18 protein-coding genes are annotated in these 17,968 nt (G+C 37.9%); 7 read left to right on the top strand and 11 right to left on the bottom strand.

The genetic code is table 11. From position 1 onward, the window contains the following. Positions 1–128: 128 nt before the first annotated feature. The 11 genes from AAHI02_RS06810 to xth all read right to left on the bottom strand — a co-directional run bounded on the left by AAHI02_RS06810 (position 129) and on the right by xth (position 10,143). Positions 129–800 carry a YoaK family protein gene (locus AAHI02_RS06810; protein WP_346986054.1) on the bottom strand — a complete coding sequence of 224 codons (672 nt, stop codon included), beginning with the start codon at positions 798–800 and terminating at the stop codon, positions 129–131. 17 nt (positions 801–817) lie between these two features. Continuing rightward, the gene (locus AAHI02_RS06805) at positions 818–1,786 is read right to left on the bottom strand and encodes an NAD(P)H-quinone oxidoreductase (RefSeq protein WP_346986053.1); all 969 of its coding nucleotides are present in this window, start codon (positions 1,784–1,786) and stop codon (positions 818–820) included. Between the two features lie 21 nt (positions 1,787–1,807). Further along, positions 1,808–2,260, bottom strand: a complete 453-nt coding sequence (locus AAHI02_RS06800) for a lipocalin-like domain-containing protein (RefSeq protein ID WP_346986052.1) — start codon at positions 2,258–2,260, stop codon at positions 1,808–1,810. A gap of 60 nt (positions 2,261–2,320) precedes the next feature. Continuing rightward, complete coding sequence (locus AAHI02_RS06795) at positions 2,321–2,878, bottom strand: hypothetical protein (RefSeq protein WP_346986051.1); 558 nt, start codon at positions 2,876–2,878, stop codon at positions 2,321–2,323. A gap of 500 nt (positions 2,879–3,378) precedes the next feature. Continuing rightward, the gene (locus AAHI02_RS06790) at positions 3,379–3,927 is read right to left on the bottom strand and encodes an antibiotic biosynthesis monooxygenase (RefSeq protein ID WP_346986050.1); all 549 of its coding nucleotides are present in this window, start codon (positions 3,925–3,927) and stop codon (positions 3,379–3,381) included. A 26-nt stretch (positions 3,928–3,953) separates the two neighbouring features. Then, complete coding sequence (locus tag AAHI02_RS06785; RefSeq protein ID WP_346986049.1) at positions 3,954–5,012, bottom strand: NADH:flavin oxidoreductase/NADH oxidase; 1,059 nt, start codon at positions 5,010–5,012, stop codon at positions 3,954–3,956. 13 nt (positions 5,013–5,025) lie between these two features. Then, positions 5,026–7,233 carry an ATP-binding protein gene (locus AAHI02_RS06780; protein ID WP_346986048.1) on the bottom strand — a complete coding sequence of 736 codons (2,208 nt, stop codon included), beginning with the start codon at positions 7,231–7,233 and terminating at the stop codon, positions 5,026–5,028. Between the two features lie 196 nt (positions 7,234–7,429). Next, positions 7,430–8,125 (bottom strand): LytTR family DNA-binding domain-containing protein, encoded by a 696-nt coding sequence (locus tag AAHI02_RS06775; protein WP_346986047.1) that lies wholly within the window; start codon positions 8,123–8,125, stop codon positions 7,430–7,432. 56 nt (positions 8,126–8,181) lie between these two features. Further along, positions 8,182–8,655, bottom strand: coding sequence for a DNA starvation/stationary phase protection protein (locus AAHI02_RS06770; protein WP_346986046.1), 474 nt, complete (start codon positions 8,653–8,655; stop codon positions 8,182–8,184). Between the two features lie 207 nt (positions 8,656–8,862). Beyond that, positions 8,863–9,303: a hypothetical protein gene (locus AAHI02_RS06765; RefSeq protein WP_346986045.1), complete on the bottom strand. Its 441-nt coding sequence runs from the start codon at positions 9,301–9,303 to the stop codon at positions 8,863–8,865. 57 nt (positions 9,304–9,360) lie between these two features. After that, positions 9,361–10,143: an exodeoxyribonuclease III gene (xth, locus tag AAHI02_RS06760; protein ID WP_346986044.1), complete on the bottom strand. Its 783-nt coding sequence runs from the start codon at positions 10,141–10,143 to the stop codon at positions 9,361–9,363. Between the two features lie 182 nt (positions 10,144–10,325). Here xth and AAHI02_RS06755 point away from each other — a divergent pair, with 182 nt between their 5' ends. The 7 genes from AAHI02_RS06755 to AAHI02_RS06725 all read left to right on the top strand — a co-directional run bounded on the left by AAHI02_RS06755 (position 10,326) and on the right by AAHI02_RS06725 (position 17,956). Then, on the top strand, positions 10,326–11,540 hold the full coding sequence (locus tag AAHI02_RS06755; RefSeq protein ID WP_346986043.1) for a glycosyl hydrolase 115 family protein: 1,215 nt from the start codon (positions 10,326–10,328) through the stop codon (positions 11,538–11,540). Further along, a complete protein-coding gene (locus tag AAHI02_RS06750; protein ID WP_346986596.1) occupies positions 11,510–13,276 on the top strand; it encodes a glycosyl hydrolase 115 family protein in 1,767 nt (588 codons plus the stop codon). The genes AAHI02_RS06755 and AAHI02_RS06750 overlap by 31 nt, the downstream gene beginning before the upstream one ends. A 109-nt stretch (positions 13,277–13,385) precedes the next feature. After that, positions 13,386–14,498 carry a histidine kinase gene (locus AAHI02_RS06745; RefSeq protein ID WP_346986042.1) on the top strand — a complete coding sequence of 371 codons (1,113 nt, stop codon included), beginning with the start codon at positions 13,386–13,388 and terminating at the stop codon, positions 14,496–14,498. 11 nt (positions 14,499–14,509) lie between these two features. After that, positions 14,510–15,184, top strand: a complete 675-nt coding sequence (locus AAHI02_RS06740) for a LytTR family DNA-binding domain-containing protein (protein ID WP_346986041.1) — start codon at positions 14,510–14,512, stop codon at positions 15,182–15,184. A gap of 237 nt (positions 15,185–15,421) precedes the next feature. Continuing rightward, on the top strand, positions 15,422–16,156 hold the full coding sequence (locus tag AAHI02_RS06735) for an intradiol ring-cleavage dioxygenase (RefSeq protein ID WP_346986040.1): 735 nt from the start codon (positions 15,422–15,424) through the stop codon (positions 16,154–16,156). A gap of 96 nt (positions 16,157–16,252) precedes the next feature. Beyond that, positions 16,253–16,900, top strand: a complete 648-nt coding sequence (locus AAHI02_RS06730) for a hypothetical protein (protein ID WP_346986039.1) — start codon at positions 16,253–16,255, stop codon at positions 16,898–16,900. An 18-nt stretch (positions 16,901–16,918) separates the two neighbouring features. Further along, positions 16,919–17,956, top strand: coding sequence for a T9SS type A sorting domain-containing protein (locus AAHI02_RS06725; protein ID WP_346986038.1), 1,038 nt, complete (start codon positions 16,919–16,921; stop codon positions 17,954–17,956). The last annotated feature ends 12 nt before the right edge of the window (positions 17,957–17,968 follow it).

The raw sequence follows: 17,968 nt of genomic DNA, 5'->3' as shown, positions 1-17,968 counted from the left end.
TACTTATTTGTTGTTCTTAATTCTATTGTAAAGCTACTTCAGAATCTTGCTTTTGTGAGGTCTCATTCGGTGAATGGGCAAAATGAGTCGTTGAGTTTTACAGGGGAGCAGATGTATGATGGAATTGTTTAATTCAAAATCAATTGTTTAGAAAAAACAGTAGGATAAACCGAAATTAAGATTCCGGGAATTAACATTGAAACTAAACCGAAATGAAATGAAATTAAAGCTCCTAAGATACAGCCTGACAAAAATCCTGTCAGAAGAACTAAAGATTTTTTTAATTCAATCAGTTTTTCAAAACTGTGTTGTGTGGAAATATAGGAGGAAAAATCTAATATCGCTTTGGTCACATTTCCTGTCATTACAGTGGTTGAACCAAAGGTTGAGTCGGGGTATAATCTGTTAACTGTATTTTGTACTCCCATTGAAAATACAATCAACATGAGCATCGAATGATATATAAAACCTGTTTTGATATGATCTTGTTCTAAAATAAAGGCGGCGCAACCCGCTATTATAAGAAATACTCCGATTGAGATGAAGATGGCTTTTTCATTTTTACACATATTATTGACTTTCCTCGTCAGAATTACAGCTGATACAAAAACAGGAAAACTTATAAGGTTGGTAAAATCGCTCAACGTGTGATAATGAGACAATTTGTAGGCGAAAACTACAAAGTTCCCTGTGATGTGTGCCGAAAACAAACCATCCGCAACAGTGAAGGTACTTGTATCAACAAAGCCTGCACTGAAAGCCATTATTAATGATAAATAAAAAACGGCATCTCTTTTCATTTCTGATGAATGTAAATTTATCTTACCAAAATAATTTTACCGGTGTGGGTACCTTTTTCCAGCAATCTGTGCGCTTCGGAAGCTTCTGAAAATGGGAAAGTCTGAAATATCACAGGCTTGAACTTTTTAGATTCTATCAATGGCCAAACATATTTTTGAACTTCTTTTGCCAATTGTTTTTTGAATTTGTATTCTCTGCTTCGGAGCGTGCTTCCTGTGATCGTTAAGCGTTTTGTCATCACTTTCCCGATGTCGAGATTGGTCTGGCTTCCGTCTACTGCGTTGATATGAATGAGTCTTCCTTCAGGTTTCAGGATATTGATGTTTTTGGCTAAATAATCGCCGCCAATCATATCCAGAATAACATCCACACCTTCGTTTTGTAATTCGTCTTCAAAATTCTGCGTTTTATAATTGATATATGAATCTGCCCCCAACTCAAGACAAATTTTGCCTTTTTCATTAGAACCAACGGTCACAATCACTTTTGAACCTAATTCATGGGCAATCTGAATACCGGTAATTCCGATGCCGCTGTTTCCGCCATGAAGTAAAAGAGTTTCTCCAGGTTGAAGATTTCCTCTCTGAAAAATATTAGACCAAACGGTAAATACCGTTTCAGGTAAGCTTGCTGCTTCGGTAAAACTAAGACCTTCAGGAATCGGGAGACATTGCCCTTCTCTTACGCTTGCATATTCTGCATAACCGCCACCCGCCAAAAGCGCGCAAACATGATCACCCACTTTAAAATCGGTAACATCAGGTCCGCACTTGACTATTGTGCCGGCAACTTCCAACCCTAAAATATCAGCGGGAACACCAGCCGGAGCGGGATAATTTCCCTCACGCTGAAAAACGTCTGAACGATTTAGACCGGCTGCTTTCACTTCAATCAAGACCTCGTCACCTGAGATTTCGGGAGTTGGATATTCTTTTAATTCTAAAACATTTGGTCCTCCAAATTTTGTGATAACTATTGCTTTCATTTTTTTAATTTTAATATTAGATTAATTGGAAACTTTTTTCCAAATCAGTTGATGAGTGACCAATCGGGAATTGCTTATAAATGGTTTTTCACTTTCAAGATGTAGAAATCCGTCTATGAAAGTCACAATCCGTTTTTGTGTCTGGCCCGTCCAGTTCGGAAAAAGCGAAACATCCATTGTGTGGCTCACCATCTGTTTCTCATCATCCGTTTCAAACGGCCCGGAATAGGCCAGATAAGTCGAGGCTTCCTGCGTATATTCTTCTGCTGTTGCATTAATCCAATGTTCCTGCCGAAAATTACTTCGGTTAAGATTCATAATTTGTGCCGACATATAACCGTCCGGATTATAAATGATCAACCCTTTGGGATTTTTGCCCATGGGACGGGTAATTTCTCCACCGTTTACGGGAACTTCAATTAACTCGACTAAAGTCCACGTTCCTACGAGCTTTTCAAATAATGTGGTTTCCATAATCATTAATAAATAAAATGAGCGTACCGAAATACGCTCACTATTTTTTGTTTGTTTAAATTAAAAAGGCTGATTGTATTTACCTGTCAACGCTTTGTTTTCGATACTTTTTGCGAAATTGGGCGTTTCTTCGTGGTTGTGTGCATCAGAGGCTGCCTGTCTTGAAGCTGCCGCATCAGCAAGATTTAAGTTGTGTTCTTTCAGATATTCAAACATTTCCGGCGTTGCCGTTGCGTGAATTTCATTGGTGTAAAGGGTGGTAGTGTCATCGATTTTTGTCGCTTTAAGCTCCCATAAAACCTGAACTTTTGTACGACCGCCTTTGGTAATAGAATCTGAGATTGACAGCATTCTGCAGTAATCAGGACGGTGTTCCACGGCCACATAATGTTGTACCATCAAAGCATCACCGATTGTTTCGACGTTTAAAGAAACCGGCTGTCCGTCATACGTTGTAGAGATTGCCGCTCCGATGTGTTGTGTAGAACATCTTTGATATTCTGCATCGGGAAGGTTTAATAACCAGTCTGCGATGTTTACTTTTTCGATGGGTGCATTGATGATGGCTGTTACGGTTGAGTGAGACAATGCGTTTTCTGGTGTTTGTAGGATTTCCATAATGTTTTGGTTTTAAATGTTTGTATTAATTGATGATGTAAAGCTACAGGGATCCCGTCGGAAAATTAATCAACGTTCGATGAACAGGCAAAATGAGTCGTTGGATTTTGTAAAATTAAAAGTTGTTTGATCTCAAACAAGTTGCGGGAAACAAACGTAGAAGTCAGTTGGTTCCAAACATATTGTTTTAAGTAAAATTAAATTGTAAAACCCTGTGAATGTTTAAACTAATATTGAATTTAACCGCAAAAGTTACAAAAGACAGGTTTAAAAAGTTTTTATGAGCTAATCAAAGTTTTCAAAAGACAAAAATCAAAGATTTTTAAAACTATTGTCAGCTTTTTTTCTTTTATAAAAAATTGCTTATGATAGGAATTTTTATCTTTTGTAACTTTTGCGGTTAAATAAAAAAGTTTATCACAAGCTTGTAGTTTAAAAAATTTAAATCAAAAAAAATCACCGGAAATCTCCAGTGATTTAAATTATTTAAAAACTATTTTTTATCTGAACAGCCATTTCCTAATCAGCTTTGTATAATTCGGCATCACTACAAAAACCATTAAGAAAACGATGCATCCTGAAATCAAAAGTCCGTCAAAATAATGATTGACAGGGATTTTTAATAATCTTAAAAAGGGTAGCAGCAATAATGGAATGAGTAAGGATAATGGATAAATTGCCGACCAGGTTACCAGAAATTGCTTCCAGCGAACGGGAACTTTGGTTTCATTTTCGGTTTCAAAAAGGAAATCCAGTCCGGATTTTATTTTATAATTATCGTTTTTTCTGAAATACGGATTGGCTTTTTCAATGAGTCTTTTTCTGTCGTCAGATTCCATCCATTTTTTGAGATTTTCAATCGTATCGAAACGGATGATTACCGTGTAAATAAATGTAATGTGAGGAATCGGGCGTACAATCTGATGGTCTATAAAACCTTCCGAATGCCTGGTGAGCGGAACAATCTGCTCCAGCCATTTTTCGTATTCAGCCTGTTTGCCTTCTAAAACGTGATGGGTAATTACGACTGATGCGCCTTGCGTTTCCATACTTTTAATTTTAAAAATGATTATCTTTAAAAAGCTCTTTTATACTGCCACGGAATTTCGGTTTCCACTTCCAATTCTTTTGCTGAATGTAATGCAAAATAAGGGTCACGCAAATGCTCTCTGGCGATGAAAACCAAATCCGCTTCATCATTCACGATAATATCATTGGCCTGAACAGCTTCGGTAATCATCCCGACCGCACCCGTTGCAATCCCGGTCTGTTGCCTGATAATGGAGGAGAACGGAACCTGATAATTAGGAAAAACACGGTCTTTGCTGACGTTGGCAAATCCACCGCCTGAAGCCGTGATGAGGTCGACGCCATTTTCTCTGAGAATTTTTGCGAGAATGATGCTGTCATCCAACGTCCACGCATCAGGCGTTTCCAAATAATCGACGGCAGAGATTCTTACCAAAAGCGGCATTCCGTCGGGAATTGATCTTCGTACTTCGCCAACAGTTTCTACCAGAAAACGGATTCTGTTTTGCAGGCTTCCACCATATTCGTCGTTTCTTTTGTTGATGACCGCGGAGTAGAATTGATGGAAAAGATAGCCGTGACCGGCATGAAGTTCTATAGTGTCGAAACCTGCTTTCACCGCTCTGTGCGCAGCTTCTACAAATTTCACTTTCAGATCCTGAATTTCATCAATCGTTAGTTCCTCCGGAATAACACCATTCATTTCCGTGGGCGAAGAGGATTTTACCGTCCAGCCACCTTCTTCTTTGGTGAGGGGCTTCATTCTTTCGTTGGGATGTTTCAGGCTTCCTTTTCCACCGGAATGCCACAGTTGCATTCCTATTTTTGTGTCCTGCTCGTGAACAAAATCGACGATGGTTTTCCATGCATTTTTCTGCTCGTCATTCCATATTCCGACGTCGCTCAAAGTGGCTAGACCTTCGGGAGAAACGGCGGTACATTCGGTCATTATCAAACCTGCCCCGCCAACGGCTCGGCTACCGAGATGGACAAGATGCCAGTTTCCAGGGATCCCATCTTTTGCGCTATATTGCTGCATTGGCGATACCACGATTCTGTTTTTAAGGACCAGTTGGCGCAGGGTTAAAGGTGAAAATAAATTCATTTTTAAATTAATATTAAAGTGATGTTAGAAATATTTTTGATTCTGAAACAGCTTGTAGAAGAATAGTTTTTACCTCTTCCAACGTTTGTTTTGAGGCTGAATTTTCTTCAGAAGTCATTTCAAGACTATCCAGTTTTTCCTGTAATAATGGAAGTAGCCCCATAATGGAAACGCTTGATTTCAGATCGTGCGCTCTTAGCTTTACAAGGACGAAATCCTGATTTTCGTAAGCTGAATTCAATTGTTCAAGATGTTGCGGAATATTTTCAATAAACTGTTGTGTAATGATTTGCTCAAAGCTTTTATCACCGCCACTTACAGACTGCATATACGTTAAATTAATATGTTTAAAATCTGGAGTTTCTTCTTCAGTTTCAACCTGATTGCGGTTCTGATTGGCCAGTCCGAAATTAGAAATTAATTTAAATAATTCTTCTTCTTTTATCGGTTTAGAAATATATTCATTCATTCCACGGCTCAGGCATTTTTCTCTTTCTCCTGCCAATGCGTGCGCGGTCATTGCAATGATTGGGATATTTAAATTCAACTCTTCCCGAATCTTTTGCGTGGCAACATAACCGTCCATTTGGGGCATCTGAATATCCATTAAAACCAAATCAGAAGTATTATTTCGAAGATATTCCACGGCTTCCAAACCATTTGAAACGATCTCGAAATCAATATTCCATTGAGATAACAGATGTTTCATCAGGCTTTGATTGATGGTGTTATCATCTACCACCAAAACTTTCAAAGGAGCATTAGATTTATCTTTAAAGTATTGAGTATTGATTGATGGAATTGTGGCAATCTGTTCTTTCGCAATACCGTAAGGAATGTAGAAATGAAAAGTTGTTCCTTTTCCCTGCTCGCTTGAGACTTCAATATTTCCGTTTTGTAATTGAATCAAACTTCTCACAATGGACAGGCCAAGTCCGGTTCCGCCGTAATTTCTGGTGGTGGAATCTTCGCCCTGATTAAATCTTTCAAAAACTTCGTTCAGTTTATCTTTGTCGATTCCAATTCCGGTGTCGGAAATTTTGAAACCAATTACAACTTCGTTCTCGCTTTGCTGTTTATTATAAATCTCAATATTGATGCTTCCCTGATGGGTAAATTTGATGGCATTTCCGATGAGGTTGACCAGAATCTGCGTCAATCTTGTGGCATCACCATTCAAAGTATCAGGAATTGAAGAATCTATTTTACTTGAAAGTGTCAATCCTTTTTCTTTGGCTCGTTCTACAAAAAATGTTTCCACAGAATTGACTAATCCATTGATGCTGAAAATTCCGGGTGTAATGCGCATCATTCCGGCTTCGATTTTTGAGAGGTCTAAAATATCATTGATAATCGCCATCAGGTTTTCTCCCGAACGCTGAATTGATGAAACAAATTCTGCAGATGTTTCATCTAAAGGTCGTTTTTGCAACAGATTGGTAAACCCTAAAATTCCACTCAAAGGCGTTCTGATTTCGTGGCTCATATTGGCAAGGAAATTCTCTTTGGTCTGTGCTGCGGCTGACGCTTTTTTCTCAGCAATATCAAGCTTCTCAATAAGTAAACGCTGTCTTTTGAACTGACGGAGAATGTGAAAACCAACAATGCCTCCGCTTAAAACAAGCAAAACCAGAATTGAAATATCATATAATCTCGCTTTTCTGCCCATTTTCTCGCTTTGTTTACTCAATTTGACCATATCTATGCGTCGGGTTTCGTAAATTTTGGCGGTAATGTCTGTGATTTCGTTGGAAATTTTTCTGGCTCTGGGATTGGCGATTGAACTCTGATCATCCATATTTCCCAAGGTATTGTATCGCAACAACAATTTTTCTTTCACGAGTTTTTTCTCCATTGCCAGAATGCTGAGCCTGTGAATCAACTTTTCAAGTTCGGGATCTTTGTTATCTTTCGAAATCGAATCCAGAAAGTTTTCTACTTCATCAATTTTTTGATCAACACCATTCAGGTGAGTCGTGTCGTTTGTCGCAATGGATGCCCGGATTCTGCTTTCAACACCCAAAATGTCACGGTCGATTTGCCGTAAATGATTGCTGGAACGAAGCTCATTCAGCAACATATTGTTATTCTGAATAAGCGATTTTGTATTGTTGGCAGAATTGATCTGAACTGCTATCAACAACAAAGAACCCGCAATAAATGTGAGGATAATGAAATAGCTGAATCGCTTGTTGCCCATTATTGAGGATATTGTTTTCATAAGTATGTTGTACTTAATTTCAAATTGTGATAAACCACCCGTCAAAAATTCTTTGAATTTTCACCGCAGCTCCAAGAGAGGGGAATATCCCATTCACATAGAAATAGCGAATTATTGCAGCCCGACTTGAGGGCAAGCTCAGGATAAACTACAGGCGGATTAAGCTGCCCAAATAATTATTAAAATATTGATAAATCTAAAAAACATTCATTCTTGTGTTGAGTGTCTTCCGGTATGCATCTGCAACGGGAATGAATTTTCCGTTAATCATAATTCCACCGTCTTGCAGCGTATCTATCTTACCGACAGAAACGATGTAAGAACGGTGAACTCTTATGAAGTTTTCCTTTGGCAAGCGTTCTTCGGCAGTTTTCATTTTACCGTGTATGGCAAACATTTTTTCCAGGGTGTAGAATTTTACATAATCGCCCATTGCCTCTGCATACAGAATGTCGTCGAGCTTCAAACGCCTTGTAATATTGGAGTCTCTTACAAAAAGGAATTCATCTCTGGTTACTTCTACATTTTCTTTTCGACTGTCGATAATTGCCTGAGCTTTACTTACTGCCTGTAAAAACCTGGCAGGCATCACGGGTTTCAGGATATAGTCTGCGATATTGAGTTCGAAAGCTTCGAGTGCATATTCTTTATTAGACGTTGTGAAAATGATAAGTGTGTCTTTCCCGGCAAGGTTTTTCGTGAGTTCGATACCTGTCATTTCGGGCATCTCAATATCAAGAAAAATCAGATCGACGTGATTGGATTGCAAGTGCGTGTAAGCTTCTATGGCGTTGTTGAATTCTTTTTCAATTGTAAGATTAGGAACCTGTTTTGCCAGATGTGCCAGCGTTGTTCTTGCAATGTCGTTGTCATCGACGATAAGAGCTTTCATGGGATAATTCTTTTATGGGTTACACAAATATAATTATTCCTTTTCTGAATTTCAAATTATCTGAAGTAAGAACGGATCATCCAGGCCATTTCTTCGTGGGTTTCCATTAATCCGGTGATGTAGTCGCTGGTTCCGTAATCTTTGAATTCTTCGGCGAAAGGGGTGATGTTTCCTCTCAGAAATTCGATGATGCTTTCGTGGTCAGCCAATAGATCTTTCATATACCCTAAACCATCGTTGGATCTGTCGCTGTATTCTGTAAGATGGGTCAATTCAAGATAAATTTTCATTGTTGCGGGTGCAAAATGTCCGATTTTTCTCATTCGTTCGGCAACGCTGTCAATCATTTCATCCAGTTGTTTGTATTGCTCTTCGAAGAAGATGTGGTTGGCGTGGAAATTATCTCCCGTCACGTTCCAGTGTGCATTTCTCGTTTTGATGTAAAGAAGTGTTTCGTCAGCTAAAAGTTTTGCCAATTGATCTGCTACAGCTTCTGTGTTTTTTTCTGTGATTCCGATTTTTGTTTTCATAATAATAGGATTTAATTTGAGAGCGTTATTGCTCTTTTGCTGATGTAAAGGTCAGTGAAAATCCTGTTATTATGAGAGATTTTTCGTTGAATGGGCAAAATGAATCGTTGAAACCGGTAATTAAAAAAATATATCCTTACTTGTTGGGACTGAATAATTACAGACCGGACAATGGTGGTTTTTACGAGATTAGCAAAGTTTTAAAAATTATTGCAGAAGAGAATAAATCGCGACACCAATGCCGGCATAAGCAACAATGGTTATAATATCAGCTATGGGTTGTGAAAAGCGTTTTTCAGCAATTTTTTCTCCATTGATCTGATTCTTATGGAATTTCAGTGTCCTTTTAGGATTATGAACCTGATGTGCGACGAGACTGTCATTTTCCCATTTGTCCACTATTATTTTATATTTTTTTCCATCAACGTCAATTTTAAAATTTTTACCGGCTGTAAGTTTTTCCTGAATATTAATGGGAATAGGTGCTTGCTGTACATTTTGATTTGGAGCGGTATTATTGGCAGAAGTTGCATTTTTTTTTAATTCCTGCTTGTTGTCGGGTGCTGTATCCGCTTGCTTTTTAACCTGATAAGTGTAGCAGCTGGTAAGAGAAAATAATATGATGATAAGATAAAGATTCCTTTGCATGTGTCTAATTTAAGAATTAAACGGAATATTCAGAAATTTCTTTTGATAGATTTTGTTTTAGAGCTTACTTTTATCAATTTCAATCCATACCGGTGCATGGTCGCTTGATTTTACCCAGCCTCTGACATGCTTATCCACACCGGCACTTTTTAAACTGTTTTTCAAATATGGACTTAATAAAATATGATCTAATCTGATGCCTGCATTGCGATCATAAGCTTTAAAAAGATAATCCCAAAATGTATATATTGTGTCCTCCGGATAAAGCGTTCTCAAAGAATCTGTCCATCCCAATTTAATCAATGATTGATAGGCTTTGCGCATTTCAATTCTATAGAGCGCATCATTTTCCCATTTCTCGGGTTTATAAACATCTTTGGCAGTTGGAATAATATTAAAGTCACCGATAATAATCGCCGGTAGTTCCATCGTAATAAATTCTCTTGTTCTTTTCTTCAATCGTTTCAGCCAGGCTTGTTTATAATCATATTTTGGTCCGGGATAAGGGTTGCCATTGGGTATATAAACACAACATATGACCATTTGATCAATAATTGCTTCCAGATAACGGCTTTGCAGATCTTCAGGATCTCCGGGAAGCTGGCGTTGAACTTCTGTAATTTCAAGATCTTTAGACAGAATTGCCACACCATTCCATTGCTTTTGTCCATTCCATATCGCCTGATAACCAGCTTTGTTGATTTCTTTGATTGGAAAGTTTTCCTGTGTTGCCTTTAATTCCTGAAGGCAAATGATATCAGGATTTGTTTCTTCCAGCCATTTAAGCAAAACCGGAAGACGGCCATTAACACCATTGACATTGTAAGTAGCTATTTTCATGTTTATTCAGCATTATTTGATAAAGTTATTCGTTTTTCAAAAGAGAAAGTCTAATTTTTAAAGATTCTTTTCTGTTACCATAATTCAATTAATTGTAAAAATTACATTTAATTTTATATATTTATCATTTAATCTGATATGCTGCGTCTGAAACGGCAGCAGAAATTCCACAACGATCAATTATGCTTAAACAATTAGCTTTTTTTGCTTTACTATTTATTGGCTTAATAACAAATGCACAAACAGCTCATAATACGCTAAGTTTACTCCCCGGTTATGTACAACATACGGCTGAAAAAGGTGCTTTTCAGATTGCAGCAAAGGGAATTGCGACAAAGATAGTTGTAGATATTGATGACTGGAAAGGTGTTATACGCGCAGCCAATGATTTGGGTAACGATGTCCATAAAGTGACAGATGCAGCTTCACCAGTAGTTACAGATACAAAACTTTTACCTGGAGCAATCATTGTAGGCACTATTGGTAAAAGTAAATTGATAGATCAGCTGGTAGCTGGCGGTAAGCTGAACGTAGATGCTATAAAAAATAAATGGGAATCTTTCGTGATCCAAACCATTGGAGACAATCTTGTCATTGCCGGTAGTGATAAGCGTGGAACGATCTACGGAATTTATGATGTTTCTGAGAAAATTGGGGTATCCCCGTGGTATTATTGGGCTGATGCTCCTGTAAAGAAAAGTACGAATCTTTATGTTAAAGCAGGTCGTTATTTACAGGAATCGCCGAAAGTGAAATACCGTGGCATCTTTATTAACGATGAAAGTCCTTCATTTTCCGGTTGGGCCAATAAACATTTTGGCGGAATAAATTCAAAAGTATATACTCATATTTTTGAATTGTTACTTCGTTTAAAAGCCAATTACTTATGGCCTGCGATGTGGGGAAATGCTTTTAATGAAGATGACCCGATGAGCCCTGTTTTTGCCGATGAGTACGGCATTGTAATGGGTACCTCACACCATGAGCCAATGATGCGATCACAGAAAGAATATACCAAACGCAAAGATCAGATCGGTGCGTGGGATTATGTAACAAACGCTGAAAATCTAAAGAAATTCTGGACCGAAGGTCTGGAGCGAAACAAAAATTATGATAACATCATTACGATGAGCATGCGGGGTGACGGCGATGTAGCGATGGGTAAGGGTGATGATGCAGAGAATATTAAAACCCTGAAGCAGGTTATTGACGATCAGCGGGAGATTATCGGGAAAGTGTATGGTAAAAATCCTGCAGAAGTTCCTCAGCTCTGGGCTATTTTCACAGAAGTTCAACGCTACTATGACGCCGGAATGAATGTTCCTGATGATGTCACTCTACTTTCTGCGACAACAATTGGGGCTATATCAGACGTACCGCACCTGAAAATGAATTAAAACGTAAAGGCGGTATGGGCCTCTATTATCATATTGATATGAACGGTGGACCATGGAATGACCGATGGATCAATACGACCACCGTGCCAAAATTGCGTGAGCAGTTCAATCTTGCGTATAAAAGCGGTATCGACCGTATCTGGATCGTTAACGTGGGTGACCTTAAGCCGAAGGAAATGCCAATCGACTTTATCATGCGTTATGCCTGGAATCCCGATGCGATCTCAGCTAATCAAACTTCTGATTACATGATTGATTGGGCAACTGGAATTTTCGGAAAAGAACATGCTGCAGAAATTGCATATCTCGTATCAAAATATTCAAAATATAATTTGATGAGAAAGCCGGAAGTACAGGATCCGAATATTTTCAGTTTTGTTAATTACCACGAAGCCGAAAAGGTACAAAAGCGTTGGCAAGATCTTACCGCAAAAGCAGAAGCACTGGAAAAGAAAATACCTAAAGAGGCTTTGGATGCCTATTATCAGCTAGTGCTCTATCCGGTTAAAGCATCTGCTGGTGTTGTAGAGATTTATCTGGCAGCAGGTCGTAATAATTTATATGCCAAACAAGGTCGCGTAAGTGCTAATATTTATGCTGATCGTACCCGCGAACTTTTTGAGCTTGATAAAAAACTAAGCGCCCGTTACAATGATTCTATTGCTGGCGGTAAGTGGAAAAACATGATGAGCGATGTTCATTTGGGTTACCAAAAATGGTCTATGCCGAGCCAAAATACATTACCTCCGCTTAATGAGGTAACGCCTTTAGAATCAACATTATTAGGTGTAGCAGTTGAAGGTAATATCCAGGCATGGCCCGGTGGAGAAGGAAGAGCAGAACTTCCCCAATTTGACGTACTTGACAAGCAGCGTTATTATATCGACATTTTTAACCGTGGAAAAGGACTGCTGAAATTTACAGCCAAAGCAGATAAACCGTGGATCAGGTTAAGTACTACTAAAGGAACAACAGAAACGGAACAACGCATATATATTGACATTGACTGGGAAAAAGCTCCTGAAGGCAAAGGAAGCGGCTTAATTGAAATTAATCAAAATAATACTAAAGTACCGGTAGTTATAAATACGTTGAAAAAAGCGGCGCCTGCCAGCAAAGAAAATTTTTATGGTGGATATTCCGGCGAGTTTTCTATCCCCGCAAATAAATTCAGTGCTAATATAGAAGGGAAACAAGCCAAATGGATGGTTTTACCGGGATTGGGAAGGGATGAGGCGTGTATGGGTATCTACCCTACAACAGCACCAGGCTCAACTCCTGAAAACGCTCCTCGATTGGAGTATAAGATTTTTCTTCCGGAGGCAGGCCCTGCAAAATTATTGCTTGGAATCCTTCCAACCCAGGATGTTAACCCGGGTCGCGGATTAAGAATTGCAGTTTCCATTGACAACGGCGAACCCATTATCATCGATGCCAGAAAAGGGTATCATGATGAATTTAAAGAATATACCCCGGAAAATCTTGATCGTTCAAAGATATTGAAACCTCTTCCTGATTCCGGACCGAACTATGCCTTGATTTCCCGTGGAAAACCCCGACGTACCGAAGTGTTTGATAACCAGCGCTGGCTGGATGCTACGTTAGATGTCAGAACACCTGGTCTACATACCCTGAAAATTTACATGGTGGATCCGGAAGTGGTGTTAGAACGTATTATAGTAAACCCCAATGATCAATATCCAAGTTATCTCGGTGCACCGGAGAGACAGGATTAGACTGGGATTGCACTTATCAGTACATAGAGAATATGATTAAAATATAAAAATAATTTCTTTTAAATTGATAATTTTTCGCGCTACTTTTGTATAAAGCCTAAAATTATATATGCGAGGATCTCATCAGTTTTTTCGTCTGTTAAAAAGAATTTTATCCCATACAGGGCTGGTTTTGTTGTTGTTGTCAATCCCGATCGTTTCTTCACCGGATTTTGACGGTACTTTATCTGTTTTCAGAGTTTCACCATTTCAAAGGGAATTTATCCGATTCGTACTTGTTATTTTCTTCTTTTATTTAAACCTGAATATTTTCCTTCCTAAATTTTACAACAAAAAAAGATTTTCGGTATATACGATCTGTATCATGATCAGTTTTAGTTTGGTAGTGATCATTCCCAATCTTCTGACTTCAGGGAATTTTTTTTCGCAAAATCCACCACCAATGAAAATGGGAGATCCTGTTCCTCCGGGAAATATGCCGCTCTCACCAATGGATGGAAAACAGCCTTTGCCGGGATTTGGTCATCAAAATGACACTTCCTATTATCAGATGATTTTTTCTTCGCTTTTACCATTTTTGTTTTCATTTCTTTCTTCGCTTTTCATTTTTAAAAATATCGAGAAAAAAGAACTCGAACGGTCGAAAGCAAAAGCAGAATTGTTAAACTTAAAATATCAGCTTCAGCCTCATTTTCTTTTTAATATTCTCAATTCTGTCTATTCTTTGGCTTTGTTAAAATCTGACGATGCACCCAACGGAATTTTAAAACTCTCCAATGTTATGCGATATGTTGTTCAGGAAAGCAGTAAAGATGTTGTGGATTTAACCAAAGAAATTGAATATATTAAAGATTATATTGCGCTGCAGCTGATCCGTACAGACAGCAGTCTCGATTTTACTTACACCGAAATCGGCGATTTGAAAAATCTGAAAATCGTACCTTTCCTATTAATTAATTTTATTGAGAATGCTTTTAAATATGGTTTTAATGCCGAAGAAAATTCAAAAATATCCGTAAAAATTGTTGTTCAGGAAGGAGTTCTGAATTTTGTAGTCTTTAATAAAATTGTCAACACTGCTGTTAATGAAGAAAACAGTTTTAAAATCGGTTTGAAAAATACTTTCGAACACCTTAAACAGGTTTACCCTGAAAAGCATTCGATTAAAATCAATGAGACAGAGGAAATATATGAAGTTGATTTAAAAATCAGTTTAATCTAAAATAGGCAAATATGATCAGAGCTATTGCTTTGGATGACGAAATTCTTGCGCTCAGAATTATTGAAAATTATGCTGATAAAATTGAAAATTTGAGCTTGGAGAAAATTTTCAATAAGCAAAGTGATGCCCAGAAACACCTCAACAAGTTTCCGGTTGACCTTATTTTTCTGGATATCGAAATGCCTGTAAAAAACGGTCTGGATTTCTATAAAAACATCTCTCAAAACACCAAGGTCATTTTTACGACTGCTTATTCGGATTATGCCGTGGACGCATTCAGTGTAAACGCAGTCGATTATCTTCTGAAACCATTTTCGTTTGAAAGATTTAAAACGGCTGTCGAAAAAGTGAAAGATAATTCTGAAGCCCATGAAGCCAAACATCTTTCGATTCGTGCAGATTACAAGCTTCACAAAATTAATTTCGATACCATTCAACTGATTGAAGGTTTGGATGATTATATCAGAATTCACCTGAAAGATTCCACAAAAATCACAGCCCGTTCTTCCATGAAAAGTATTATGGAAAAATTGTCAGAGAAAGATTTTATCCGTGTTCATCGTTCTTTCATAGTTCCTGTGAGTGATATCAAAACGATTGTCAACAAAAATATCCACATCGCTGAATTCATTATTCCGATTGGCGAAACGTATAAAGATGAGGTGATGAAGATTTTAAATAAATAGATTTTTCAGGAGCTTTTTCCAGCTTTCACTACTCGCTATTTTTTGTTTTTCGGGGCGGCGGCGGAGCCGCCGCCCCGAAAAACAAAAAATGAGCTCAAACAAACCGTTCAATCTGGGCTATGAAAGTCCACCTTCTCAACAAAAAAACGTTTTCACCGACACATTTTTTCTGTTTACCTCATAAATTTCTTATGCTCTTATTTTAAAAATACATTTGATCTAAGAAAATGAGAAAGTATGAAAACAATTGACAGAAAAGGCTTTTTGAAAAGCTTAGGTTTAGCAGGCGTAACGGCTTTGGCAGCTCCTGTTTTTATTCATTGCAGAAACGATGATGACAAAGACTCTGACACCACTGGAGTGATTGATAATACAATCTCAACCGCCTGTTCCGTAACCAATTCGGAAACTGAGGGTCCGTTTCCGACAAAATCTCCATCAACTTTGGTTCAATCCAATATTGTAAGTGACAGAACCGGGGTTCCTTTTACCATTGCTATTACCGTTCAGAATACAAATGCAGGTTGTGCCAGTTTACAGGGAGCCATTGTAGACATTTGGCATTGCGATAAAGATGGAAATTACTCAGAATATGGCGGAACAGGAATGCAGTCGGCCAATTATACTTCAGTGCATTTTTTAAGAGGAAGACAAACGACTGATTCCAACGGAAAAGTAAATTTCACCTCTATTTTCCCGGGTTGGTACAACGGAAGAGCGACTCATATTCACGTTCATATTTATAATTCTGCCGGTCAGTCTTTGTTGGTTACACAGATTGCATTTCCTGAAGGAAGTGACAGTGCGGTTGTTCAGGTTGCGGCAAGTACAGGTTATAAAGGAATGAGCGGTTATACTTACAATTCATCTGACAATGTTTTCAGTGATGGAACCGCCAACGAAATGTCCAGTATTTCCGGAAGCGTAAATGAAGGCTTCGCGCTGTCTCATACGATAAAAGTTTCGGCTTAAAATAATAGTTTTTAATTTTTAATACGCGGTAAATGAAGATGGGAATGATCACGGAGAAGTAATCATTTATCGCTTTTTTTATTTAATAATAAGACGATGTTAGTTCAAACGCCTTCTCAAATATTTAAAGCCGATTTTGCATTCTGGAAAAAAGAAAGCAAATCAGTGCTTAACCAGATTATCAGTAATCAAAATAATGCCGGCCATATAAAATCGGTAACCGAAATTATTTTAGATGAAAACGGAAGTTTTGAATTTGAATCACAGGAAAATTCAACGTTAATTATTTTGACACTCTACGGAAAAATTCAGCTGAACCGTTTTCGGAAAGTAATTTCTCCGGAAGAAGTTTTTACGCTAAAATCAAAAGAAAAATTGACGGTTACCATCAGGAACTATCTGAATGACGAGAAAACCGACATTTTAATCATCGAACTGCAATCTCTTCAACCAGAAAATTCATTTTTCTTCGAAGACCTTCATATTGAAAAGAAAAACACGTTGATTCCGGTTTCAAAAAAATTAGAATTTCCAAATTTCATCGGACTTTACGAAGGGAGGAAAGAAGAAATGTACTCTTTATATAATTCCAGTAAAATGATCTTTGGAATGGTTATTAACGGGGCTTTTGAATTTCAAAACAGATTACTTGAAACCCGGGATTCAATTCTGTTGCGAGATATTCAAACTTTAGAATTTGAAGCTTTAAGCGAAAATGCACTGATCATTTTCTTCGAGATTTAAACTTAAAATTTAGAAAATATGGATAGAAAAAACTTTTTAAAAAATTCTTTAGGTTTAGCCGGAATTGCCGTTGCTGCTCCAAGTTTGTTCCGGACAGAACTTATTTCTGATGAATTAAACATCAACAAATCAACGAAAAATATTTTAAGCTGCAGCGTTACCAATTCGGAAACAGAAGGGCCTTTTCCAACGCATACTCCGTCAAGCCTTGTTCAGACCAATATTGTGGGAGACAGAACCGGTGTCGCATTTACAATGAATATTTACATCAAAAATACCAATGCGAATTGCGGAGCTTATCAAGGGGTTTTGGTGGATGTCTGGCATTGTGACAAAGACGGAAATTATTCTGAATACGGAGGTACACCAATGCAGCAGACCAATTACACCAACAATCATTTTCTTCGCGGAAGACAGACTACGGATGCAAATGGCCTGGTTACTTTTACAAGTATTTTTCCGGGATGGTACCAAAGTCGTGCGACACATATTCACGTTCATATTTACAAACCAGATGGAACGTCTTTGCTGGTAACGCAGATTGCATTTCCGGAAGGAATAACCAGCGCGGTTTATAACGTCAATGTCAACGGAACTTCATATGGCTATACCAAAGGAATGACAGGTTATACTTATAACGCCAATGACAATGTATTTTCGGACGGAACGAGTAATGAAATGAGTACTGTAACCGGTTCTTTGTCGGCTGGTTATATGTTAACGCATACTATTTATGTTGCAGGAACATCAAATCTTGGAACACTAGAAACTTCAAATAACAAAAATTTTAAAGTGGGTCAGAATTGTCCAAATCCATTCAGGGATGAAACGGTATTTCCGATTGTTTTGAACGAAAAATCAACGGTAAACATTGAATTGTTTGATTGTAGCGGAAGAAAACTGGCAACAGTGATCAATCAGCAAAAATTGTCTGCAGGAAGACAGGAAATAAAGATGAGCAGAAACCAACTAAAATCAGGAATGTATGTAGCAGAAATTACTATTGTAAACTCGCAGGGAACATGTAAAGAAGACCTGAAAGTTTTGGTAAATTAAATACACTTATTA

Origin of the sequence: Chryseobacterium sp. POE27 (genome assembly GCF_039727685.1) — a bacterium.
Taxonomy (GTDB): Bacteria; Bacteroidota; Bacteroidia; order Flavobacteriales; family Weeksellaceae; genus Chryseobacterium.
This window is presented reverse-complemented; position numbering and strand designations above follow the sequence as displayed.